The organism is Flavobacterium riviphilum (genome assembly GCF_055231795.1).
In genome coordinates, this window is the sequence record NZ_JBUYSY010000001.1 from 379867 (window position 1) to 402984 (window position 23118).

Annotated in this window: 20 protein-coding genes; 8 read left to right on the top strand and 12 right to left on the bottom strand. The window is 35.7% G+C overall.

Features of this window, described 5'->3' with window-relative positions; translation table 11 throughout:
* Window positions 1-14: 14 nt before the first annotated feature.
* Window positions 15-1007, bottom strand: a complete 993-nt coding sequence (gene dusB / locus ACZIX2_RS01710; protein ID WP_463338344.1) for a tRNA dihydrouridine synthase DusB — start codon at window positions 1005-1007, stop codon at window positions 15-17.
* Window positions 1008-1321: 314 nt separating this feature from the next.
* Here dusB and lepA point away from each other — a divergent pair, with 314 nt between their 5' ends.
* Window positions 1322-3118: a translation elongation factor 4 gene (gene lepA, locus ACZIX2_RS01715; protein ID WP_463338345.1), complete on the top strand. Its 1797-nt coding sequence runs from the start codon at window positions 1322-1324 to the stop codon at window positions 3116-3118.
* Between the two features lie 114 nt (window positions 3119-3232).
* Here lepA and ACZIX2_RS01720 read toward each other — a convergent pair whose 3' ends face one another.
* Window positions 3233-4165: a 1-phosphofructokinase family hexose kinase gene (locus ACZIX2_RS01720; protein ID WP_463338346.1), complete on the bottom strand. Its 933-nt coding sequence runs from the start codon at window positions 4163-4165 to the stop codon at window positions 3233-3235.
* Window positions 4166-4269: 104 nt separating this feature from the next.
* Here ACZIX2_RS01720 and thiL point away from each other — a divergent pair, with 104 nt between their 5' ends.
* A complete protein-coding gene (gene thiL, locus ACZIX2_RS01725; protein WP_463338347.1) occupies window positions 4270-5316 on the top strand; it encodes a thiamine-phosphate kinase in 1047 nt (348 codons plus the stop codon).
* Between the two features lie 302 nt (window positions 5317-5618).
* Here thiL and ACZIX2_RS01730 read toward each other — a convergent pair whose 3' ends face one another.
* From ACZIX2_RS01730 to purN, 4 genes are all read right to left on the bottom strand, one after another.
* Window positions 5619-7517: an amidophosphoribosyltransferase gene (locus tag ACZIX2_RS01730; protein ID WP_463338348.1), complete on the bottom strand. Its 1899-nt coding sequence runs from the start codon at window positions 7515-7517 to the stop codon at window positions 5619-5621.
* Between the two features lie 68 nt (window positions 7518-7585).
* A complete protein-coding gene (locus tag ACZIX2_RS01735) occupies window positions 7586-8509 on the bottom strand; it encodes a PfkB family carbohydrate kinase (protein WP_463338349.1) in 924 nt (307 codons plus the stop codon).
* A gap of 105 nt (window positions 8510-8614) precedes the next feature.
* Window positions 8615-9094: a ribonuclease HI gene (gene rnhA / locus ACZIX2_RS01740; RefSeq protein WP_463338350.1), complete on the bottom strand. Its 480-nt coding sequence runs from the start codon at window positions 9092-9094 to the stop codon at window positions 8615-8617.
* A gap of 32 nt (window positions 9095-9126) precedes the next feature.
* Complete coding sequence (purN, locus tag ACZIX2_RS01745) at window positions 9127-9696, bottom strand: phosphoribosylglycinamide formyltransferase (RefSeq protein ID WP_463338351.1); 570 nt, start codon at window positions 9694-9696, stop codon at window positions 9127-9129.
* Window positions 9697-9874: 178 nt separating this feature from the next.
* On the opposite strand from purN, the gene ACZIX2_RS01750 reads away from it, so the two are divergent.
* From ACZIX2_RS01750 to ACZIX2_RS01775, 6 genes are all read left to right on the top strand, one after another.
* Window positions 9875-10111 (top strand): acyl carrier protein, encoded by a 237-nt coding sequence (locus ACZIX2_RS01750; RefSeq protein WP_007137004.1) that lies wholly within the window; start codon window positions 9875-9877, stop codon window positions 10109-10111.
* A gap of 173 nt (window positions 10112-10284) precedes the next feature.
* Window positions 10285-11538 carry a beta-ketoacyl-ACP synthase II gene (gene fabF / locus ACZIX2_RS01755; RefSeq protein ID WP_463338352.1) on the top strand — a complete coding sequence of 418 codons (1254 nt, stop codon included), beginning with the start codon at window positions 10285-10287 and terminating at the stop codon, window positions 11536-11538.
* A gap of 90 nt (window positions 11539-11628) precedes the next feature.
* The gene (rnc, locus tag ACZIX2_RS01760) at window positions 11629-12369 is read left to right on the top strand and encodes a ribonuclease III (RefSeq protein ID WP_463338353.1); all 741 of its coding nucleotides are present in this window, start codon (window positions 11629-11631) and stop codon (window positions 12367-12369) included.
* Window positions 12370-12482: 113 nt separating this feature from the next.
* Window positions 12483-12971, top strand: coding sequence for an IPExxxVDY family protein (locus tag ACZIX2_RS01765; protein WP_463338354.1), 489 nt, complete (start codon window positions 12483-12485; stop codon window positions 12969-12971).
* Between the two features lie 4 nt (window positions 12972-12975).
* Window positions 12976-14406: a pyruvate kinase gene (pyk, locus tag ACZIX2_RS01770; protein ID WP_463338355.1), complete on the top strand. Its 1431-nt coding sequence runs from the start codon at window positions 12976-12978 to the stop codon at window positions 14404-14406.
* Window positions 14407-14567: 161 nt separating this feature from the next.
* On the top strand, window positions 14568-15338 hold the full coding sequence (locus tag ACZIX2_RS01775) for a Bax inhibitor-1/YccA family protein (RefSeq protein WP_463338356.1): 771 nt from the start codon (window positions 14568-14570) through the stop codon (window positions 15336-15338).
* A 31-nt stretch (window positions 15339-15369) separates the two neighbouring features.
* On the opposite strand, the gene ACZIX2_RS01780 is transcribed toward ACZIX2_RS01775, so the two are convergent.
* The 6 genes from ACZIX2_RS01780 to ACZIX2_RS01805 all read right to left on the bottom strand — a co-directional run bounded on the left by ACZIX2_RS01780 (window position 15370) and on the right by ACZIX2_RS01805 (window position 22851).
* A complete protein-coding gene (locus tag ACZIX2_RS01780) occupies window positions 15370-15882 on the bottom strand; it encodes a PAS domain-containing protein (protein ID WP_463338357.1) in 513 nt (170 codons plus the stop codon).
* A gap of 90 nt (window positions 15883-15972) precedes the next feature.
* On the bottom strand, window positions 15973-17055 hold the full coding sequence (gene dinB / locus ACZIX2_RS01785) for a DNA polymerase IV (protein ID WP_463338358.1): 1083 nt from the start codon (window positions 17053-17055) through the stop codon (window positions 15973-15975).
* Between the two features lie 93 nt (window positions 17056-17148).
* Window positions 17149-17634 (bottom strand): septal ring lytic transglycosylase RlpA family protein, encoded by a 486-nt coding sequence (locus ACZIX2_RS01790; RefSeq protein ID WP_463338359.1) that lies wholly within the window; start codon window positions 17632-17634, stop codon window positions 17149-17151.
* A 215-nt stretch (window positions 17635-17849) separates the two neighbouring features.
* Window positions 17850-18272: a hypothetical protein gene (locus ACZIX2_RS01795; protein ID WP_463338360.1), complete on the bottom strand. Its 423-nt coding sequence runs from the start codon at window positions 18270-18272 to the stop codon at window positions 17850-17852.
* Between the two features lie 149 nt (window positions 18273-18421).
* Complete coding sequence (locus tag ACZIX2_RS01800; protein ID WP_463338361.1) at window positions 18422-19453, bottom strand: fasciclin domain-containing protein; 1032 nt, start codon at window positions 19451-19453, stop codon at window positions 18422-18424.
* Window positions 19454-19509: 56 nt separating this feature from the next.
* Window positions 19510-22851 carry a TonB-dependent receptor gene (locus ACZIX2_RS01805; protein ID WP_463338362.1) on the bottom strand — a complete coding sequence of 1114 codons (3342 nt, stop codon included), beginning with the start codon at window positions 22849-22851 and terminating at the stop codon, window positions 19510-19512.
* Window positions 22852-23118: the final 267 nt, after the last annotated feature.

Sequence of the window (23118 nt, forward strand, 5' to 3'; positions counted from 1 at the left end):
AATTAACGTTTTTTTTACACCACTTCATAGCCCGAATAGGCGTCTACAATTTGATCCAAAACAGCAAATAGTTCTTCAGGTTTATCAAGAGTAACCAATTGTTGTTTGAAAGTTTTAAAAGAATGTATTCCTTTGAAATAATTGGTATAATGAGGTCTTGTTTCTACTATACCCAAACGTTCGCCCTTCCAATCCATAGCCCAAGTCAAATGGTTACGAACCGCTTCTACTCTATCAGCCACTGTGGGTTTGGCCAGATGTTCTCCCGTCTTAAAGAAATGTTTGATTTCGTTAAAAATCCAAGGATAACCAATTGCGGCACGACCAATCATAATTCCGTCTACACCGTATTTGTTTTTATACTCTAAAGCTTTTTCTGGTGAATCGATATCGCCGTTTCCAAAAATAGGCATCGTAATTCTTGGATTGTTTTTCACACGAGCAATGTGAGACCAATCGGAATGACCTTTGTACATCTGGGCGCGCGTTCTAGCGTGTATACTCAATGCAGCCACACCTATATCTTGCAACCGTTCGGCCACCTCATCGATGTTGATAGAATTATCGTCCCACCCCAAACGCGTTTTTACGGTTACGGGCAAATGAGTGCTATCAATCACCGCTTTGGTTAAACGAATCATCAAATCTACGTCTTTCAACACACCTGCTCCGGCTCCTTTACAAACGACTTTCTTTACGGGACAACCAAAATTAATATCAATTAAATCTGGATTTACGGTAGAAACTATTTTTGAGGACAACGCCATTGCTTCTTCATCACCTCCAAAGATTTGTATTCCAATAGGGCGTTCGTAATCAAAAATATCCAACTTCATTCGACTCTTGATGGCATCGCGAATCAACCCTTCAGAAGAAATAAACTCGGAATACATCAAGTCGGCACCGTGCATCTTGCACAATCTGCGAAAAGGCGGATCACTCACATCTTCCATAGGTGCAAGAAGTAAAGGAAATTCTGGAAGTTCTATGTTGCCAATTTTAATCATATTCTGGAAATTTGGTGCAAAATTACGGTTTTTAGACGAATAGAAGAAAGAGTAACGGAGAAAGACTTCTTAATAAACGTGTTACTTTAGGAATTCGACACTTTGAAACTCCTGAATTTAAACTATATTTGCAGATTAATTGTCGTTTAGCAGGGTTTGCGTGAGTGATAGTAGCGGCATCCTTTTATGTAGCGATAGCGGAATAAAAGATATAGCGGATAGCACGACGGCTTTTTCTGCCGGCACGCCCTACTTCGACTGCGCTCAGTACTCGACTACGCTAAGCATGACATAAAATTTGATATTTATTGAAAATGAAACATATAAGAAATTTTTGCATTATTGCACACATTGACCACGGAAAAAGTACACTTGCTGACCGTTTGTTAAGCGCTACACAAACCGTTTCGGCTCGCGAAGAAAAAGCCCAATTGTTGGACAATATGGACTTGGAGCGCGAACGTGGGATTACCATTAAGAGTCACGCCATTCAAATGGAGTACAAATACAAAGGTGAGGATTACATCTTGAATTTGATTGACACTCCGGGTCACGTGGATTTTTCGTATGAAGTTTCGCGTTCAATCGCTGCTTGCGAGGGCGCACTTTTGATTGTAGATGCGGCACAAAGTATACAAGCACAAACGATTTCTAACTTATACTTGGCTTTAGAAAACGACTTAGAAATCATCCCTGTTTTGAACAAAGTCGATTTACCAAGTGCCAATCCTGAAGAAGTAAGCGATGATATTATTGACTTACTAGGTTGTGATTTAGAAGATATAATCCACGCTTCTGGGAAAACAGGTTTTGGTGTCGAAAATATTTTGGCTGCTATTATCGAAAAAATTCCTGCTCCAAAAGGTAACAAAGAAGAACCATTACAAGCTTTGATTTTTGACTCACATTACAATCCGTTCCGTGGAATTGAAGTTATCTTCCGTGTGGTAAATGGAGAAATCAAAAAAGGACAAAAGATAAAATTTATGGCTACTGGCAATGAGTATTTTGCCGATGAAGTAGGTACATTAAAATTAAATCAGGTTCCAAAAAGCGTAATCTCCACAGGGGATGTTGGGTATTTGATTTCTGGAATTAAAGAAGCCAAAGAAGTAAAAGTTGGTGATACCATTACCGATGCCAAAACGCCTACTACCAACATGATTACCGGTTTTGAGGACGTAAAACCGATGGTTTTCGCGGGAATTTACCCTGTTGACACTGAAGATTTTGAAGAGTTAAGAGCTTCTATGGAAAAGCTACAGCTAAACGATGCTTCTCTGGTATTTACGGCTGAAAGTTCGGCAGCTTTAGGATTTGGTTTCCGTTGCGGTTTCTTAGGAATGCTACACATGGAAATTATTCAGGAACGTTTAGAACGTGAGTTCAATATGACGGTAATTACCACAGTTCCGAACGTTTCGTATTTGGCGTACACCAAAAAAGATCCTGAAACAGCAATTATAGTAAACAATCCATCAGATTTACCAGAGCCTTCTAAATTGGATCGTGTAGAGGAGCCGTACATCAAAGCTACCATCATTACCAAGTCTGATTTTGTGGGCAACGTAATGAGTTTGTGTATTGAAAAACGCGGTATTATCACGAATCAAACGTATTTGACTCCTGAGCGTGTGGAGTTGAATTTTGACATGCCTTTGGCAGAAATTGTATTCGATTTTTACGACCGTTTGAAAACAGTTTCTAAAGGTTATGCATCGTTTGACTACTCGCCTATTGGAATGCGTGCTTCTAAATTAGTTAAATTGGATGTGTTATTGAACGCGAACCAAGTGGATGCGCTGTCTGCATTGATTCACGAAAGCAATGCTTACAATATCGGTAAAAAAATGACCGAAAAATTGCGTGAGTTAATCCCGAGACAGCAATTCGACATTCCGATTCAGGCGGCAATTGGAGCCAAAATTATTGCCCGTGAAACGATAAAAGCCTTACGTAAAGACGTTACCGCCAAATGTTACGGAGGAGATATTTCTCGTAAACGTAAACTTTTGGAAAAACAGAAAAAAGGTAAAAAACGTATGCGCCAAGTAGGAAACGTAGAAATTCCGCAGGAAGCGTTTATGGCGGTTTTGAAATTGAACGACTAGTTTTTTTTAGATAAAAGAATATAGAAAACAGAATAAAGAGAAAACCTGACAATGTAAAAGTTGTCAGGTTTTTTTGTTTCTAATTCCTCGCCAAGGCGGGGTTAGGAGCTTTTCTTATTTATCCTTTAACCAATCAAACAATCTCTGTGCATCGGATCCTTTGAATAATTGGGTGCCTTCATTCATCGTGGCGGCCGAACCACAAGCTACTCCCCAGCGAATGACTTCTTTCAAGGGTTTGTTTTGAGACAGCGCCCAAACCATTCCTCCCACCATACTGTCACCCGCCCCTACGGTACTCTTTTTGGCGACATTGGGTGCAGGCACAAACTCATAATGGTCTTTGGTAACCAAAACAGCCCCTTGCGGACCAAGAGATACTACTACTATTTCTGCACTTCCTTTAGCTATAATTGTCTTGGCGGCTTCGTTTACTTCTTCCATTTCTAGTCGCTCCACACCAATTAATTTGGCTAGTTCTCCAACGTTTGGTTTTATTAAATAAGCGCCAACTTCAAGGACTTTTTCCAAAGCTTCTCCCGAAGTATCAACAATTAATTTTGAATTATTAGCTTTGGCAATATGGGCTACTTTTTGATAAAAATCGGCATTCAAGCCTTCATTCAAACTACCGCTAGCCACCAAAAATTTAGGTTTAAACTCGGCAATTTTAGCCAAAAATCGCTCACATTCTTCTTGTGTTAACGAACCTCCTGTGAATCCAAATCGGTATTGAGAATTCGTATTTGTATCTACCGCCACAAAACTTTCTCGTGTCCAACTTGCCACGGGAACGGCTTCACTGGCAATATTTTCTTTGGCAACTAATTCCTCTAACAATTGCCCCATTGCTCCTCCTGATGTAAATAAGGCCATAGAATCTCCTCCCAAACGAGCAATCGCTTTAGAAACATTGATTCCGCCACCTCCTGCATCGTACCTTGGTACTTCGCAACGAATTTTTTGTTCGGCTACTAATCCTTTAAAACTAGTACTTTTATCTACTGCTGGATTGACCGTTAGGGTCACTATATCGTATGGTTTCATAATAAGATTTTTTGGTTTTATAAAGATGCATGTTTTCGATGAAAATCGGATTCAACTTGACAATTATTTCTTTGTACCTTTGCCTTTTTTAAAACGAAAGACACATGATAGAAGATAAAAACCCGCAACGCACCAGCATTGCTCAATTAGGAGAATTTGGGTTAATCGACCATTTGACCAAAAATTTTACTATATCACAACCTTCAACGTTAAAAGGAATTGGAGACGACGCAGCTGTTTTGGATTTTAACACCAAAAAAACAGTGGTTTCAACCGATTTATTAATTGAAGGGGTCCATTTTGATTTGGCGTATATGCCTTTGAAACATTTGGGCTACAAAGCAGTTGTGGTCAACCTATCGGACATTTGTGCCATGAATGCAAAACCCACACAAATTACAGTTTCGATTGCCGTTTCTAATCGATTCCCATTAGAGGCTTTAGAAGAATTGTATGAAGGTATTACTAGAGCTGCCAAAGCCTACAATGTTGATGTTATCGGTGGCGATACCACCTCTTCTCAAAAAGGAATGATTATTAGCATTACCGCACTAGGAGAAGTAGAGGAAAAAGAAATAGTCTATCGAAATGGAGCCAAAGCAACCGATTTATTAGTAGTCACAGGAGACATTGGAGCCGCTTACATGGGGCTTCAAGTTTTAGAAAGAGAAAAACAAGTCTTTCAAGTTAATCCTAATTCGCAACCTGATTTGGATGCCTACACTTACTTGATAGAACGTCAATTAAAACCAGAAGCACGCACAGATATTCGCGGTTTATTTGAAGCTTTAGACATTCAACCTACCGCAATGATTGACATTTCGGATGGACTTTCTTCTGAAATCATGCACTTATGTAAGCAATCTAATGTGGGTTGTAATTTGTACGAAGAAAAACTTCCCTTAGACCCACAATTTATTTCAGTATGCGAGGAATTCAATATTGACAGTACTACTGTGGCTATTAATGGTGGTGAAGATTATGAATTGCTTTTTACAATTGCCTTAACTGATTTTGACAAAATTAAAGGGAATCCTAACTTTACCGTTATCGGACACATGACCGAAGCCAATGAAGGCATTCATTTGATTACCCGTGCCAATACTAAAATACCCCTTAAGGCCAGAGGCTGGAATGCTTTACAGGAATAAAAATTAAAAAAAGAAGCCGATTTATGAATAAATCGGCTTCTTTTTTAGGTCGGTATCAGAGATTAATTTTTGTCAAAAAATAAATAATTGACACTTAATTTAATCAAATATTCAAAAACTAGTTAACTTTTAGGGTAGTAAAATAAAAAAGGTGAGATCGCTCTCACCCTTTTTGCCCCAAATCTACCATAAACTTAACCTACTAATATTATGGTGATATAAAATTAATCGAATGCTATTTCAACCCAAATAATAGTCGATGAAATGCAAATAAATCCGATGAACTACATCTTTGAGCTAAATTAATACGCTCTAGCGTCTTTTCCTTCATAAAAATTCATGAATGCTCTATTCACCACACGATTTCCTCCTGGCGTTGGATAATCTCCAGTAAAATACCAATCTCCTAGATTTTTAGGACAAGCAATATGCAGATTTTCTACTGTTTGGAATATAACTTTCACTTCGGCTTTAATATCAGCTGAAGATACCATTTGTGCTATTTTATCTGATATTTCTTGCGGTGTAAACGGCTCATAAATTGCTGTTACATAATTCACTACATCGCTATCCGCAAAGTTTTCTTGAGCTTTACATTTAGCATACACTTCATCAACAATTGCATACATGTTGCGCTCTTTTAATAACTCCAAAGCAGCTTTAAAAGCGATCAATCCTTCCAGTTTAGCCATGTCTATTCCATAACAATCTGGATATCGAATTTGAGGTGCCGAAGAAACAATGACAATTCGTTTAGGATTTAGTCGATCCATCATCTTGATGATACTTTTTTTCAAAGTAGTACCTCGAACAATACTATCATCTATAATAATCAAATTATCGTTGGGTTGTACCACACCGTAGGTCACATCGTAAACGTGTGCTACAAGATCATCTCTGCTGCTATCTTCGGTGATAAAAGTTCTTAACTTGGCATCTTTAATCGCAATTTTTTCGGTGCGAATTTTCACAGACAACAACTCTTTTAAACTCTCCGTGGTAAGTGTATTTCTGTTTTGTAAAATGAAGTTGTTTTTTCTTTGATTTAAAAAATCTTGCGCAGCCTCGACCATTCCAAAAAAAGAAGTCTCTGCTGTATTGGGTATATACGAAAAAACAGAATTATCAGTATCATTATCAATAGCCTCCAAAACAGAAGGTAAAACTAGTTTCCCCAACATTTTGCGTTCCTGATAAATTTCGGCATCGCTTCCTCTTGAAAAATAGATTCGTTCAAATGAACACGCTTTTTTTACCAAGGGCTGTAGAATTTCTTCTAGAGAAACTTTTCCGTTTTTCTTTATAATCAAGGCGGCTCCTGGATCAATTTCATGCACCTCTTCGAAAGGAACATTAAACACAGTTTGAATTACGGGGCGTTCAGAAGCTACTACAACTATTTCTTCATCTTTGTAATAGTACGCTGGACGAATTCCTGCAGGATCTCTAAACACAAACGCATCACCATGCCCTAACAACCCTGCCATAGCATAACCTCCGTCTAAGTTTTTGGCAGCTCTGCTTAATATTTTGGCTACGTCTAATTTTTCAGCAATTACAGGCGAGGCTTCGCGCTTGCTTAAACCTTCGTTTTTACAATCTTGATACAAATCGGTTACGGCATCATCGAGGAAATGACCAATTTTTTCCATCACCGTTACAGTATCGGCCATTTCTTTTGGGTGTTGTCCCAACTCTACTAAATTCTCAAACAGTTCTTTAACATTGGTCATATTAAAGTTTCCTGCTAAAATCAAGTTACGATGCATCCAATTGTTTTGACGTAAAAAAGGGTGCACACTTTCTATACTATTCTTTCCAAATGTCCCATAACGAACGTGCCCAAGGAACAATTCGCCTAAATAAGGGATATTCGCTTTCTGAGCCTGTACATCTTCAAGGTATTCTGGATGAAGCTCTAACTCTTGATTGATTCTCGTATTGATTTGCGAAAACACATCCTGAATAGGTTGCGCATGATTGGAGCGAATGCGACTAATATAACGCTGCCCAGGTTCAAGATCTAGCTTGATACTAGCAAAACCAGCACCATCTTGTCCACGGTTATGCTGTTTTTCCATTAACAAATACATTTTCTGAATTCCGTAAAAAGCAGAACCATACTTTTCTTTGTAGTATTCAAGCGGTTTTAAAAGTCGTACCAAAGCAATTCCACATTCGTGTTGTAAAGCGTCGCTCATTGTAAAATATTGTTGTGTTGTAAATTATGTTTTGAATAAAAAAAGCCCAGTTTCCTGAGCTTAGGTCATTATAGAGTGATATCAAATTGTGTCAAGGCTTTGAATTGTTGCAGTCTCTGGTTTACTTCGCTTTCTTGCAAATCTACCATACGCTCAGTTCCAAATTTTTCTACGCAAAATGAAGCCAAATTGGATCCATAAATGATTCCATTTTTCATGTTGTCGAATGAAATATTTTCACTTTGAGCAATATATCCAGAAAAACCTCCAGCAAAAGTATCTCCAGCCCCTGTTGGATCAAAAACTTCCTCTAACGGTAATGCAGGAGCAAAGAAAACTTCACTATTGTGGAACAACAAGGCCCCGTGTTCTCCTTTTTTAATAACTACATACTTAGGTCCTAGCGTATGAATTTTAGCAGCTGCTTTCACCAAAGAATACTCCCCCGAGAGTTGTCTTGCTTCTTCATCATTAATCGTAATAACGTCTACACGTTTGATTACCGCTAACAATTCAGGCAAAGCACAATCCATCCAGAAATTCATAGTATCTAAAACAACCAACTTAGGCGTCGATTCCATCTGATCCAAAACACTACTTTGTACTAATGGATGCAAATTACCTAACATCACCACATCGGCATTTTTGAAATTTTGAGGCACTTTGGGTTGAAAATCAGCCAAAACATTAAGTTCTGTTACCAAAGTATCACGAGAATTCAAATCGTTGTGATACAAGCCACTCCAAAAGAAAGTCTTCCCTCCTTTTACAATTTCGATACCTGAAATATCAATATTTTTGGAGGTTAACAAATCCAAATGTTCCTGAGGAAAATCATCACCTACAACAGAAACTATTGCTGATTGAACATTGAAAAAAGAAGCAGATAACCCAATATAAGTTGCAGCACCACCCACTATTTTATCTGTTTTCCCAAAAGGAGTCTCAATTGCGTCGAAAGCTACTGTTCCAACAATCAATAATTTATTCATTATTTGAGTTTGAAATTAAGGCGCAAAGATAGTTTTTAAAGTACAAAAATGCAACGATTGCCTTTAGAGACATCAAGCCTTGCAAATAGTCTTATTATCAGGTCTTTACAACATTTTCTGTTCTTGATTTTCATAAAACAAATCGACAGATAACACCTTTTGTTGAGAAGCAAAAACAGCTAACTCATCACATCTTTCATTCTGCGGATGATTGTTATGCCCTTTAATCCATTTAAAATCGACTTGATGTTTTCGATATACAGTTAAGAAACGCTTCCATAAATCGGCGTTTTTTCGACCGGTAAAGCCTTTTTTCTCCCAGCCCAAAACCCATTTTTTTTCAACCGAATCCACGACATATTTTGAATCAGATATCACCAAAACCTTCATATTGGCATTTTTGAGTTTTTCTAATCCCACAATTACAGCCAGGAGCTCCATTCTATTGTTTGTAGTTAATCGAAATCCTTCATAAAATTCTTTTTTATAAGGCGACCCAACCAATTCCATAACCACCCCATAGCCTCCTGGCCCAGGGTTTCCTTTGGCTGCGCCATCGGTGTAAATATGAACTTGATGAGACATTTTGTTGTGAAATTAAAGGTGATAATTGAATCTTACTTACAATCTTGTAACACTTTTGAAAGCACTTCTGGAAAATAACGCTGTTCTAGTTCATGAATTTTAGAAGCAACTGAGGCAGGAGTATCCTCAGCTGTTAGGCGCACTTTAGCTTGAAAAATGGTAGCGCCTTCATCATAATTCTCGTTTACATAATGAATCGTAATTCCACTCTCTGTCTCTTTATTGGCCACCACCGCTTCATGTACATGCATACCATACATTCCCTTACCGCCATAGCTTGGCAACAAAGCAGGATGAATATTGACAATTGCATTAGGAAAAGCATCAATTAAATATTGAGGAACTTTTAAAAGAAAACCAGCCAAAACAATTAAATCGGGTTGGTTTTGTTGTAAAACAGATAAAATATCTCCTTCTATTAATTCGTGTTTAGAAAATACATGCACTGGAACTTCTAAATTATGAGCCCTTTCAATCACTTTGGCCTGAGGATTGTTAGTAAAAATACTCACCACTTTAGCTTGTGAAGAATTTTTAAAATAGTTTACAATATTCTCTGCGTTTGTCCCAGAACCCGAGGCAAAAATTACAATGTTTTTCATGTTTTTGAAGGCATTTAAAGTGCAAAAAACGGGATAAAAAATGAAAAAAAATAAATTTTATTCGGCTTTATCAAAATTATTTTTGAGACCATGCACTCACTTTTATCAACATAATTGTAGTTTTAATTTAAAGTTTTTTTATTTTTGCCAACAAATTAAATTCTAAAATTAAAAAATTATGTCAGACATTGCATCAAGAGTAAAAGCGATTATCGTAGACAAATTAGGTGTTGACGAAAACGAAGTTGTAACAGAAGCAAGCTTCACAAACGATTTAGGAGCTGACTCATTAGACACTGTTGAGCTTATTATGGAGTTCGAAAAAGAATTTGATATTCAAATTCCAGACGATCAAGCAGAAAATATTGCTACAGTTGGTCAAGCTATCTCTTATATCGAGGAAGCAAAAAAATAATAAACTACACCCGTTTTCTTTTAGTTAACGGGTGTTATTATTTTAAAACCTTTAAATGTACAAGGGGAAACCCGTTCAAATATTACTTTTTTATACCCATGTTTCTATTGATTTTTAACATTAATAGGAAAGCGTGGGTTTTATTTATTTAAACCTTACAAAATATACACGTTATGGAATTAAGGCGAGTTGTTGTAACAGGACTTGGTGCGCTAACTCCTATCGGAAACACTATAGAAGAGTATTGGAATGGCTTAATTAATGGTGTTAGTGGAGCGGCTCCGATTACTTATTTTGATACTTCAAAATTTAAAACTCATTTTGCATGTGAGGTTAAAAATTTTAATGTTGATAATTTTATCGACAGAAAAGAAGCCCGTAAAATGGATCGATATGCACAGTACGCTATGGTCTCTACCGAAGAAGCCATTAAAGACGCTGGATTTGATATCGAAAAACTAGACAAAGACCGCGTTGGCGTTATATGGGGTTCTGGAATTGGTGGATTGGAAACCTTTCAAATTGAGATGCTAAATTTTGCTGCAGGCGATGGTACTCCAAAATTCAACCCTTTCTTTATTCCAAAAATGATTTCAGATATTGCTTGTGGGCATATCTCCATCAAATACGGTTTTAGAGGACCAAATTTTGCAACCGTTTCAGCTTGTGCTTCATCGACCAACGCTATTATCGACGCTTTTAATTACATCCGTTTAGGACATGCTGATGCTATGGTAACTGGTGGTTCTGAAGCCGCGGTAACTATCGCTGGAATGGGTGGATTTAACGCACTTCACGCTTTGTCAACAAGAAATGACGATCCGAAAACTGCATCAAGACCTATGGATGCTGGTCGTGATGGATTTGTACTTGGAGAAGGCGCCGGAGCATTAATTCTTGAAGAATACGAACACGCTAAAGCACGTGGCGCAAAAATTTATTGCGAAATTGGCGGAGGTGGAATGTCTGCCGATGCACATCATATTACAGCACCACACCCAGAAGGTTTGGGAGCCAAAAATGTAATGTTGAATTGCTTACGCGATGCTGGATTACAACCTACCGACGTTGATGGTGTAAACATGCACGGTACATCAACTCCATTAGGAGACGTTGCAGAATCTAAAGCCATACAACACGTATTTGGTGAGCACGCCTATAGCATGAATTTGAATTCTACCAAATCTATGACTGGTCACTTATTAGGTGCTGCTGGAGCTGTAGAAACCATTGCTTCGATACTTTCCTTGAAACACGGAATTGTACCGCCAACTATCAACCACACAACCGCTGATGAAAACATCGACCCAAAATTAAATTTCACTTTCAATGTAGCACAAAAAAGAGACATGAAAGTCGTTATGAGCAACACTTTTGGATTTGGTGGTCACAACGCTTGTGTATTAGTAAAAAAATTAGACCTTTAATTATATATGAAATCCTCAATTGCTTTAAGTCAAGAACATAAAGTGATTGAGAATTCTATATGTGACCGCTAACCCATTCGTTTTACACATATGAATATAATTAGAAAAATATTTTCAAAATCCCGTTCTAGTGAAGACGGGATTTTTTTTAACGCTATAGAAAAAATTCTAGGATTTGCCCCTTTAGATTTGGAACCCTATCAAAAGGCATTTACCCATCGCTCTTCCAATCGATTGGACAAAAACGGCAATCCCATGAATTATGAACGTTTAGAGTTCTTAGGCGACGCGATGCTTAGTTCGGTTATTGCAGGATACTTATTCAGCAAAGTACCTAATGGAGACGAAGGTTACCTAACCAAAATGCGATCCAAAATTGTTAGCCGAGAACATCTGAATGAATTAGGCAAAGATCTAAACTTAATTCAATTCGTTGAAAGCAAAGTACCCGTTCAACACTTTGGCGAAAACATTCATGGCAACATCTTTGAATCACTTATAGGCGCTATTTACCTAGATCGAGGATACAGTTATTGCGAAAAATTCATCAATAGCAGAGTCATCATTCCTTATGTAGACATCAGCCGATTAGAAGGCAAAGTGATCAGCTACAAAAGCCTTGTTATTGAATGGTGTCAAAAAGAGAAAAAGGTTTTCAACTTTGATGTTTTTGAAGACAATGCCTTAGACGGACAACGTTTCTTTGGTGTACGCTTGAGTATTGACGACAAAATTGTGGCAAAAGCTCGTGCAACCTCAAAAAAGAAAGCTGAAGAAAAAGCCGCCCAACGAGCATATTTTGCATATCAAGACAAAATAAATAAAAAATAAATATTTATTTAAAAAACTAAATCGTTTTAGTTAATGTTTTAACAAAATCATAGCATTATTCCTTAATCATTCTTAACAAGAAACCTTATCTTTGTAGCTAATTTGTTTATTAAATGGCTATTCATAAACTAAGATTAGACGAATTAGAGGAATTGGATTATTCAATTATTGCCATTCATACCTCATTAGAGGATTATCGATTGGCTTTTTTTATCAATCAAATGCTTCGAATCCATCTTAGCAAATGCCCTAAAAACATTTTCATCAGTACAAAAGAAGGCGAAACTTTTTTTTCAAAGTATACTTATTTTGATTTTAAAAAAGATTGCACTTGGCATCTTGTCCAAAATAAAAACGAGATGATTCCAAGTAATATTAATCAAAAACCGGATTTATTCCTTGACGAGAATATATTCATATCTGCCCAAGTATATTTATTACCCGAGATAAAAAAAGCAGACTATTTCTTAAAGATTGATGACTGTAGCGATGAATATACTATTGCCAAAACAGTTGCACAATTGAACGCAATAGAAAACATAAATAGCGCTTATAATGTTGATATTGACAAACTAAAAACGAAAAACAATTTAATTTTTTAATAAAATGCTAACAAACAAAAAAACGAAAATTGTAGCCACACTAGGTCCTGCATGTAGCACAAGAGAAATCATCAAAGATATGATTGAGGCAGGAGTTAATGTATTTAGAGTTAACTTTTCGCATGCCGATTATAATGATGTAAAAAACAAAATCAACATCATTCGAGGATTAAACGAAGAGTTTGGATACACCACTGCTATTTTGGGAGACCTTCAAGGTCCTAAACTTAGAGTTGGAGTAATGGAAGACGGCGTTTTTGTAAACGATGGAGACTTAATTACCTTTACTACTGCAGAAGACATCATAGGAACCTCGAAACGAGTTTTTATGAAGTATCAAAATTTTCCAAATGACGTAAATCCAGGGGAGCGTATCCTTTTAGATGATGGAAAATTAATTTTTGAGATTGTTGAAACCGACAAAAAAAGCGAAGTTGTAGCTAAAGTAATTCAAGGAGGGGAATTAAAATCTAAAAAAGGGGTTAACTTACCCAATACTAAAATCTCACTTCCAGCTTTAACAGAAAAAGATATCGCTGATGCTAAATTTGCTATCGAACAACAATTGGATTGGATTGCTTTATCTTTTGTAAAAACCCCAAGAGATTTACAAGATTTACAAGAATTAATCGCAGAACATTCTGAATTCAAAATTCCAATTGTTGCCAAAATCGAAATGCCTGAAGCATTAGAGAATATGGATAAAATTGTTGCGTATTGCGATGCTTTAATGGTGGCTCGTGGAGATCTAGGAGTTGAACTTCCAGCGCATGAAGTACCATTAGTTCAAAAAGAATTAATCAGAAGAGCAAAAACTGCAAGAATCCCTGTAATCGTAGCTACACAAATGATGGAAACTATGATTACGAGTCTAACTCCAACTCGTGCCGAAGTAAATGACGTAGCCAACTCTGTTATGGATGGCGCCGATGCGGTAATGCTTTCCGGAGAAACTGCCACTGGTAATTATCCTGTACAAGTAATCCAAAAAATGACACAAATTTTAGAAGCTGTTGAAGATTCACCACTGATTAATGTGCCTCAAAATACACCTCAAATCAAAACGAATCGTTACATCACTAAAACAATTTGTCACCACGCTGCTATGATGGCTAATTCTATCAAAGCAAAAGCCATTTGTACTTTGACTAATAGCGGCTATACAGCATTTCAAATTTCTGCTTGGAGACCAAACGCTCATATTTTAGTATTTACGCGTAACAAAAGAATTTTGACTCAACTTAACTTGTTATGGGGTGTTAAATCCTTTTTGTATGCACAAGATGTTAGTACAGATGACACCGTTACAGACGTAAACGAAATTGCAAAAGAAAAAGGTTATGTAAGAAAAGGAGATTTCCTTATCAACTTAGCAGCTATGCCAATTAAAGAAAAAGGAATGGTTAACACCTTACGTGTTTCAGAAATTGACTAATCGCAATAGCAATCTTTTGATTGTATAACATATAGCACCCCTAAAAAGCACCTTACTTTATGGGGTGCTTTTTTTTGGGGTATTTGTATTTAATATTTTAAATTTTAAGTAAGTATTCCTATCTTTAACGTTCTATAAAACAAATCAAATACGAAAAACTTATGGCTTTTAAAAGTTCAAACAATCCGTTTTTAACTAATAAATCATTTGAAAATCAAAGCAACACGGCTAACTATCACAACTCCGATGTTATAGACAGATTTGACCAAATGACCCTACAAGGCACTTTAAACAAGAGTTTGGTGTTATTTTTATTATTATTTGCCGCTGCATCAATCACTTGGTGGATGGCATTTAATGGTATGAATCCTATGATTTTAGCATTAGGAGGCGCAGTTGTAGGTCTAGTATTGGTAGTTATCGCTGCATTCAAACCGCAATTGTCGGCTTATTTAGCTCCAGGATATGCCGTTTTTGAAGGCTTATTTATCGGTGGAGTCTCAGCCATTTTTGAGGCCAAATACCCAGGAATTGTATTACAAGCTGTGAGCGCAACTTTTGTAACATTTTTAGTGTGTTTAGGTTTGTATCGCTTTAAAGTAGTAAAAGTAACCGAACAGTTCAAATCTATCGTAGTAGCAGCCACCTTGGCCATTGCTACATACTATCTAATTTCATGGATAATTTCACTATTTACAAACTTCACCCCTGTTCATCATGACAATTCATTAATGAGTATTGGTATAAGTGTTTTTGTGATTGTAATTGCCGCATTAAACATATTCCTAGACTTTGATAGAATTGATCAAGGAATTCAACAAAAAATGCCCAAACACATGGAATGGTATGGAGCTATGGGACTAATGATTACATTGGTTTGGTTGTATATCGAATTTCTTAGACTCCTTTCTAAGTTATCTAGTAGAGATTAAAAAAAAGAGGCTTTAAAAAAGCCTCTTTTTTTTATGCCTTTTCCAAGGCTATAAAATGGGTGAGTTTTCCATTTTTATCAAATATAGGCTCAGCCTGAATTGTACAATCATATATTTTCCCGTTTTTTTTATGGTTAACTACCTTAGTTCTAAAAGGTAGATTTTGACTAATACGATCTCTAATGAACTCTTTTGTGATTTGATCGGTTTGGGGTCCTTGAAACATTTTAGGGGTATTCCCTAATACTTCATTCTCTTTATAACCATTCATCTTTGAAAGATTATGTGAAGCAAAAAGAATTTTTAACTCTGAGTCGGTAACTATAACCACCTCGTCCAATAGATGAACTTTTATTTTTTCCTCATTTATAGGCAATGTAGTCATAGAAAGCAAAGCTTGTAATCGAGTCCAATCTTCGAAAGATTTTTTATAATTATTCAAAAAATCACCATAAAAAGAAATGGATAATAATGAAGTAGATGGCAAGGCTAAAGAATTATAATATTTAGCTTTAGCATTTTCATAATCGCTGATAGTCGACATCTTATTTGTTTTTATACTACAAATTTACATGCTTAACCCGACAAATCACTCAAAATCACAACATTTAACTGTTGTTCAACAAGTTAGTTATCAAAAATTGAACTGCAATTGTACGGCTATAGTTTTCTTTTGTTCAGTATTTAACGTGCTAACAGCTATTCCAAGTAAACGAACAGATTCTTTCAATTGCTCTTGATACAGCAAATCTTGGACAATCTCAAGAATAATGCTTTTATCTGATACAAAATAAGGAAGTGTTTTACTTCTGGTTTGCTGGGTAAAATCGCTATATTTTATCTTTAATGTAATCGTTTTTCCAGCAATAGCATGTTTCCGTAAGCGTTTTTCGAGTTGAGTAGCAATATGGGCTAATTGCTCCATCATATAAATCTCCGAAGTCAAATTCACATCAAAAGTATGTTCAGCAGCAACAGATTTAGTAACACGTTGTGCTTGCACAGGACTGTTATGAATTCCCCTTACCACATTATAATAAAAGGCGCCCGATTTACCAAAATGTTGTTCTAAAAACTCGAGAGTTTTAGCCTTTAAATCATTTCCTGTAAAAATCCCTAATTGATACATTTTATCGGTAGTGACTTTTCCAACACCATAAAATTTGTGTATGGGTAAAGATTCCAAAAAAGGAATAATCTCTTCTCCACTAATTGTTTTTTGTCCATTGGGTTTGTTATAATCACTAGCTACTTTTGCCAAAAATTTATTAACGGAGATTCCAGCCGAAGCGGTTAAACCTAGTTCATTAAAGATACGTTCTCGAATTTCTTGAGCAATCAAAGTCGCACTAGGAATTCCTTTTTTATTTCGTGTCACATCCAAGTAGGCCTCGTCTAAGGATAGCGGCTCTACAAGATCGGTATACTCATAAAAGATTTTGTGAATTTTACGTGAAATTTCTCGGTAACGTTCAAAACGAGGTTTTACAAATAGCAATTCAGGGCAATATTTTTTGGCCAATACGCCACTAAGAGCACTACGTACACCATATTTTCGAGCTTCATAACTTGCCGCAGACACAACTCCACGCACTTCATTCCCTCCAACTGCAATTGGCTTCCCTTTTAAATCAGGATTATCCAATTGCTCAACCGAGGCATAAAACGCATCCATATCTATATGAATTATCTTGCGCACTTCAAGTTGGGCATCCATAGCTATACAATCAATTTTTGTACAATAAAAAAAACCTAGCACAAAAATACTAGGTTTTTATAGATTTAAGATGGTATTTTGAAAAGTCAATGACTATTTTCTCACTAAGGTTTCGATTGTTACTTTCATTCCGCCGTGGCGTTGATTTGATGCAATTGCCATAAAGGCTTTTTTAGATAAATCAATTTCTCGGGATCTAACAAAAGGCCCACGGTCATTAACCGTAACCACAATCGACTTACCATTGGCTTCATTAGTAACCCTAATTTTGGTACCAAAAGGTAGTTTTTTGTGAGCAGCCGTCAATTTATTCATGTCAAATTTTTCGCCACTAGCAGTTCTACGACCATGAAATTTATCTGCATAATAGGAAGCGTGACCATTTTTTTTGTAAAGAATAAATTTTACATCAGGATCAAATAAAGAATCTTTTATCGTGTTTTGACCAAAAAGTGAATAGGTCCCTTTTTTGATAGAATCTTTTGAAACAGTATTTTTCTCTTTGCCCATAAATGGTCCTTGAGAATATAGCCACCCCATGACAGCAAAAAACAAAAGAACAGCATATAATTTTTTCATAGTTTGGATATTAAATTATTTTTATCGGTCGTATGTCATTGCTTTACTTGATTTTTGCCGTAATACAACGGGATAAACAACACTAGTAGAAAGTATTCTCTTCAACTAAAATTAATGAATTAAAGGCAACCCTCAGCGCTTCAGCTTATTTCATAACAACTTGATTTCGTTACTAAAAACAACATGATTTTTTATTTGAATAAAAAAACAGGTTATTAAAACCACAAAGACCATGGAATTCTACTTAAGATTAGTAACAAGCCTAATCCGTAGAACACCACAAACGTTTTAAATTGAGCTGTAGCGTCTGTAATTTTTTTATGTTTTGACCAACCAATCGTAATTAATGCAATTGCAATACAATTGATTAAAGGGTGCTCCATTGAAGTCAATCGCAACATTTTATCTGACATTTGTCCTAAAGCCGAAGACCCCACTGGAGAAACAAAATACAAAACAAGACCAATAAGCAACTGAATATGAGTAACTATTAAAGCAAACAAACCAATTTTGCGATCTTTGGAAGTAAACTCTTTTTTGGAAGACCAACCAATTACGGCATTAATAACAGCCACTAATAAAAACAACAATACTAAATACGCCCAACCAGAGTGAAATTTTTGAATAAAATGGTACATAAATTATGGTTTTAGAAGTTCAAATATAAGAAAAAAATGGCGAAAAAAAAACGAGATCAAATCCTATTCAAAGAAACACCTAATGTAAATTACAAAAAAAACCCCAAAAAGCAATTAACTTTTTGGGGCATAAACTTAATTCTTTAATTCTATAAGGATTGTAATACCTTATCAATAATTTGAACGGAACCGTTTGTACCTTGTATATTTAATACTTTAGCATTTCCATTTACTGCAGGATTTGACTTATCTACAATTTTTAAAGTAGATCTAGTTAAAACCAACGTATTAGGAGCAAACAAAGTATTAACAGTAATATCAGCTGTTGTTGAAAATGCTGTTGTTGAAGCTGCTACTCTATTTGATTTCTCCAAATGGTAATTTAAAATTTTTGTAATATCCGCATCAGTTTTACCCACTAAATATCCACCTGTGGCTAAAGCAGCGGTAAAGGCATCGTTGTTAGGAGCATATACACTTACAGGAGCCGCACCAGTCGCTGCATTTAACGTGGCTAAGACAGTAGCTTGAGGAGCAGTTTTAACTGTATTTAACAAAGAAGACAAGCTTGGATTTGCTGCAATTTGATTCACAATTGTTGGCAATGTCAAAACAGCATCAATCACATGGAGAACACCATTACTAGCATCAATATCTGCTTTTACAACTTTCGCACCTCCGTTCGATGCACCTCCATTAATCTGTACGTCTGCTGCAGATTTGTTGATAAAAATACTCAAGTTAGCACCCGAAGTAGATGAAGCTGAAGTCTTTAAAAAACCAAATGTTTTGAAGTAACCACCAGCAATCAAATCATCTGCACGTGTTCCAATACCTATTACGTGATTTTGTAATAACAATTTTAAATCAGCAATTTTTATAGCATCAGCAGGAACTAAAGGATTTAATGCATTGATGGCAGCACTAGAATAACCCGCAGCAGTAAACGCAGCATTAGTAGGAGCAAAAACTGTATATGAACCTGGATTACTTAATGTTGCATCAAGACTTGTTTTTTTTAAGGCATCAACTAGAATACTAAAATTAGCAGGATCTGCTTTAGCGATTTCTACAATTGAGGAAAGCTTTACCACTTCTTTGGTGTCATCTGTACAAGAAAATGTAGAAAACATCAATACAAATATTGAAGCGAAATATAGGATTTGTTTTTTTAGTTTCATGATATTATTGTTTTATATTTTTTAAATTATGTGTCGTCATTTAAATATTATTTCGATTATTTACCAAAAGTATATCTTAAAGTAAACTGAGCCTGCCAAACATCAAATACAGAAGCATTTTTTTGGAAAGTATCTTTGGCTAAAAATCTTTTTCCTTGATTATCTGTTTGCAATGCCATATTATAAAAAGGCGTGTAATTATTAGATGTACTTGGAGCCTGAGCTACTGTTAATATATTTGATGCGGTCGCACGTTGAGAAATACCCCAATTTCTGTTTAATAAATTTGTGAAATTTAAAATATCTGCTCTAAATTGAAAACTATTTTTCTTGCCTCCGATGTTTAAATAAAAATCTTGAGTTACAGAAAGGTCAATTTTATGTAACATTGGAAGCACGTTAGAATTTCTTGATACGTATTGACCTCTGTGTTTTGATAAATAAGGATCTTGATTAATGTATTTTTCAAAAGCTTCTTGTTGTTGTGCTTCAGTATATAAAACAATTGATGAGCCACCAAGGTTTTGAGAAATTGGTAAAAAACGCATATCTGTAGCTTTCAATGGCACATACAACAAATCATTTCCATTCACTCTATCTCCATTCAAATCTCCTCCATAAGTATAAGAAAATGGATTCGCTTGCTCCCCTATATACCCAATATTTATAGATGTCGACCCTCCATACTTTGTACCATAATCAATTTTATACCCAACAATTCCTACATAACGATGAGGCGTATTATTGTTAGACAAACTCAATTGCAAATCATTATTTCCATTTACAGACCTAGCTCCTGTCCATGAACCAGAAGCCACGGAACCAGCTGAAAGTAAATCATAAGCAGCAGAATGCGTATAAGCTATAGATCCCCACAATCCGTTTTTATATGGATATTCTAATTTGATAGTAGTAGAATAAAAATACCCTTGATTAGTATTAGTCAATACAATGGCGTTGGAAACATTATTATTAATTCTTACACCATTATCATTTCCAGCATATAGAGGTCTATTATCAGGTCCAGCAATTGTTCCAACTGGTTTTGCAAAGTTAGCATTGTAATAACCCACTTCATTTATATTTTTACTAAAAATTCCTTCAATAGTTCCCACAAAACCAAAAGGTAACTTTTGATCAATTGCAATAGTTGTTTTCCAAACTTGTGGGAATTTATAATCTTTAGCTGTAAATGCTAAATCAAAAGTAGAAGGTAATGTTGGAGTAGTTGGAGTAAAATATTGTGATGGATTTGCTGTAAATCCGTAACCACCTGTTCCAACGGCAGCATCACTTGCATCAACAAATCCAGTTAAAACTCCATTGTTACCAATTGCATTAGACAAGAATACAAAAGGTGGTCTTCCAGTAAAAATTCCCGACCCCCCTCTTAATTGAGTTGTAGCATCACCAGTTACATCCAAATTAAATCCAATCCTTGGTTCAAATAAATATTGCGTTTTAGGCATTTCACCAGTGTTGAATTTTTCACCATTTGCAAATGTCATAGCCGTTACAGCTGGATTTTCTAAAGCAGTATCACTGAAAGAAACCGCTGTTGCTCTTAATCCATAAACAAATTTAAATTGCTCATTAACTTTTACTTCATCTTGTACATACAAATCAATCTTGTTAGACTTTAAAACTTGCAAAGGATCAACACCTCCTGGTAGTGCTGAATATCTGAATTGTGTTCTAACTGGTAAATTTACTTTAGACGGAGCTCCTCCAAGAGCCAAAGATTCATTAGCAGCATTGTAGAACTCTTCTAAAGAATTGAATATAAACACTCCATTTGAACCTGGAAAAAATAAGTTTTCAGATTTGAAATGTTCAAAATTTGCCCCAAATAACAAAGTATGATTTCCAATTGTTTTGGTTACATTATCCGTAAAATGAAGCGTAGAGTAATTTAATTTGTTTCCTTGCGTAAAAGGGTCCAAACCAACAGACATATAAGTTAAGTTACCTACAGTATAACCACCTGACGGAATTGCTACTCCATTTTTAATGTCTATCGTTGGAAACAATCCTCCACCTTGAAGTGAACGATCTTCTATTTGTTTATCATAACCAGCAATAAAATTGTTACTCCATGTTTTTGATAATTTAGAATCTAATTGTAATACTATTGATCTAGTGTTGTCTTCAATTACATAGCCACTATTTTTGAAAGCCATTGCATTTACATTAGACGATCTATTACCAAAACCTAAAGAGTTAGAATTCGACACCAATTGATCTGCCGATGAATCACTATGCACATAACGTAGCGATAATTTGTGATCATCGTTGATATTCCAATCTACCCTTCCTAAAAACTTTTTAGACTCTTTTTTAGAATCATATTTTTCCCAAGGGCCAGTTGAGTAATTAAATTTATCTTGCATAAAATTAGAAAGCGTTTGCATCTGATCGTAAGTAGGTGCAGATACTTGAGCGCTTCCGTTTGGAGAGTTGGTAGAAGTCCAATTTGTTGCAGGACTTGTATTATCAATAGTCTCAAAGTTACCAAAAAAGAACAACTTATCTTTTATGATTGGAGCACCCACTCTTGCTCCCCAAATCGTTTCATCAAATGTAGCAGGCACAATTCTTACTTCACCAGCTTTTGTTCCTACAAAACTACTCTTATTACTTCTGAAAGAATTATAAACCGATCCTTCAACTTCATTAGTTCCGCTTCTTGTTACAGCATTAATCCCTGAACCCGTAAAACCTGTTTGTCTTACATCAAATGGAGCAATGTTTACTTGTAATTGTTCGATAGCATCTAGCGAAATTGCAGTAGACCCAGTTCTTCCTCCTGCTTGAGCATCACTTCCTAAACCAAAACCATTATTAAAAACAGAACCATCTATAGTAAAATTATTTAATCTAGAATCTTGACCACCAAAAGTTCCACCACTACCTGCATTTGGATTATATTTGGTAATTGCATTTATTGAACGGGCTCCAATCACTGGTACAGCATTCAATTGTCTATTATTGAATTGCTGAGAAGCTCCAGTTTTTCCTTTAGAAAAAGCACTATTATTAGATGTTGTCACTACTACTTCCTTTAATGTATTAACTTCATCTGTAAGTATTACGTTTACGGTTACTGTATTTCCAAGTGGAGCATTAATATCTGTTATTTCAGAAGTTTTAAAACCCAAATATGACACTTTCACCGTGTACGGACCCCCAGGTCTAACAGAAGGAATAGAATACCCTCCGGCTCCATCGGTCTCACCATAATATTTAGTTCCAGTTGGAGTATGTATCGCTTGTACAGTAACTCCTGGCAATCTTTCTCCTTTATCACTTTTAACAACTCCTGTTAATGCAGAACTTGTAACTTGCGAATACCCAACAAGGGAAAGGAAAAAAACTAAAATAAATGTAATTTTTCTCATTTTTTGTTTGTTAATTTAAGTTTCTGCAAAATTCTAACTTTTAACACTAGTTTATGTTAAATTTGTGTTAATATCATTTGTCTATGTACTCATTTAGAAACATTTAAGGCATTTCACGTTATTTTGTTAAAAAAAACACTAAACCTTGATTTGCCCCGATAATCTTTGTCAATATGATATTTTTATGCCATTATCACATGATATAAATTAAATGTTTAGGAGGACTCCATTTGAAATCAACATTAATTCTACAATTAACGTAGGTAA

What these genes read in the sequence shown, in the direction of transcription:
- dusB (WP_463338344.1), bottom strand. Translation starts at nt 1,007, where the DNA reads ATGATTAAAATTGGCAACATAGAACTTCCAGAATTTCCTTTACTTCTT.
- lepA (WP_463338345.1), top strand. Translation starts at nt 1,322, where the DNA reads ATGAAACATATAAGAAATTTTTGCATTATTGCACACATTGACCACGGA.
- ACZIX2_RS01720 (WP_463338346.1), bottom strand. Translation starts at nt 4,165, where the DNA reads ATGAAACCATACGATATAGTGACCCTAACGGTCAATCCAGCAGTAGAT.
- thiL (WP_463338347.1), top strand. Translation starts at nt 4,270, where the DNA reads ATGATAGAAGATAAAAACCCGCAACGCACCAGCATTGCTCAATTAGGA.
- ACZIX2_RS01730 (WP_463338348.1), bottom strand. Translation starts at nt 7,517, where the DNA reads ATGAGCGACGCTTTACAACACGAATGTGGAATTGCTTTGGTACGACTT.
- ACZIX2_RS01735 (WP_463338349.1), bottom strand. Translation starts at nt 8,509, where the DNA reads ATGAATAAATTATTGATTGTTGGAACAGTAGCTTTCGACGCAATTGAG.
- rnhA (WP_463338350.1), bottom strand. Translation starts at nt 9,094, where the DNA reads ATGTCTCATCAAGTTCATATTTACACCGATGGCGCAGCCAAAGGAAAC.
- purN (WP_463338351.1), bottom strand. Translation starts at nt 9,696, where the DNA reads ATGAAAAACATTGTAATTTTTGCCTCGGGTTCTGGGACAAACGCAGAG.
- ACZIX2_RS01750 (WP_007137004.1), top strand. Translation starts at nt 9,875, where the DNA reads ATGTCAGACATTGCATCAAGAGTAAAAGCGATTATCGTAGACAAATTA.
- fabF (WP_463338352.1), top strand. Translation starts at nt 10,285, where the DNA reads ATGGAATTAAGGCGAGTTGTTGTAACAGGACTTGGTGCGCTAACTCCT.
- rnc (WP_463338353.1), top strand. Translation starts at nt 11,629, where the DNA reads ATGAATATAATTAGAAAAATATTTTCAAAATCCCGTTCTAGTGAAGAC.
- ACZIX2_RS01765 (WP_463338354.1), top strand. Translation starts at nt 12,483, where the DNA reads ATGGCTATTCATAAACTAAGATTAGACGAATTAGAGGAATTGGATTAT.
- pyk (WP_463338355.1), top strand. Translation starts at nt 12,976, where the DNA reads ATGCTAACAAACAAAAAAACGAAAATTGTAGCCACACTAGGTCCTGCA.
- ACZIX2_RS01775 (WP_463338356.1), top strand. Translation starts at nt 14,568, where the DNA reads ATGGCTTTTAAAAGTTCAAACAATCCGTTTTTAACTAATAAATCATTT.
- ACZIX2_RS01780 (WP_463338357.1), bottom strand. Translation starts at nt 15,882, where the DNA reads ATGTCGACTATCAGCGATTATGAAAATGCTAAAGCTAAATATTATAAT.
- dinB (WP_463338358.1), bottom strand. Translation starts at nt 17,055, where the DNA reads ATGGATGCCCAACTTGAAGTGCGCAAGATAATTCATATAGATATGGAT.
- ACZIX2_RS01790 (WP_463338359.1), bottom strand. Translation starts at nt 17,634, where the DNA reads ATGAAAAAATTATATGCTGTTCTTTTGTTTTTTGCTGTCATGGGGTGG.
- ACZIX2_RS01795 (WP_463338360.1), bottom strand. Translation starts at nt 18,272, where the DNA reads ATGTACCATTTTATTCAAAAATTTCACTCTGGTTGGGCGTATTTAGTA.
- ACZIX2_RS01800 (WP_463338361.1), bottom strand. Translation starts at nt 19,453, where the DNA reads ATGAAACTAAAAAAACAAATCCTATATTTCGCTTCAATATTTGTATTG.
- ACZIX2_RS01805 (WP_463338362.1), bottom strand. Translation starts at nt 22,851, where the DNA reads ATGAGAAAAATTACATTTATTTTAGTTTTTTTCCTTTCCCTTGTTGGG.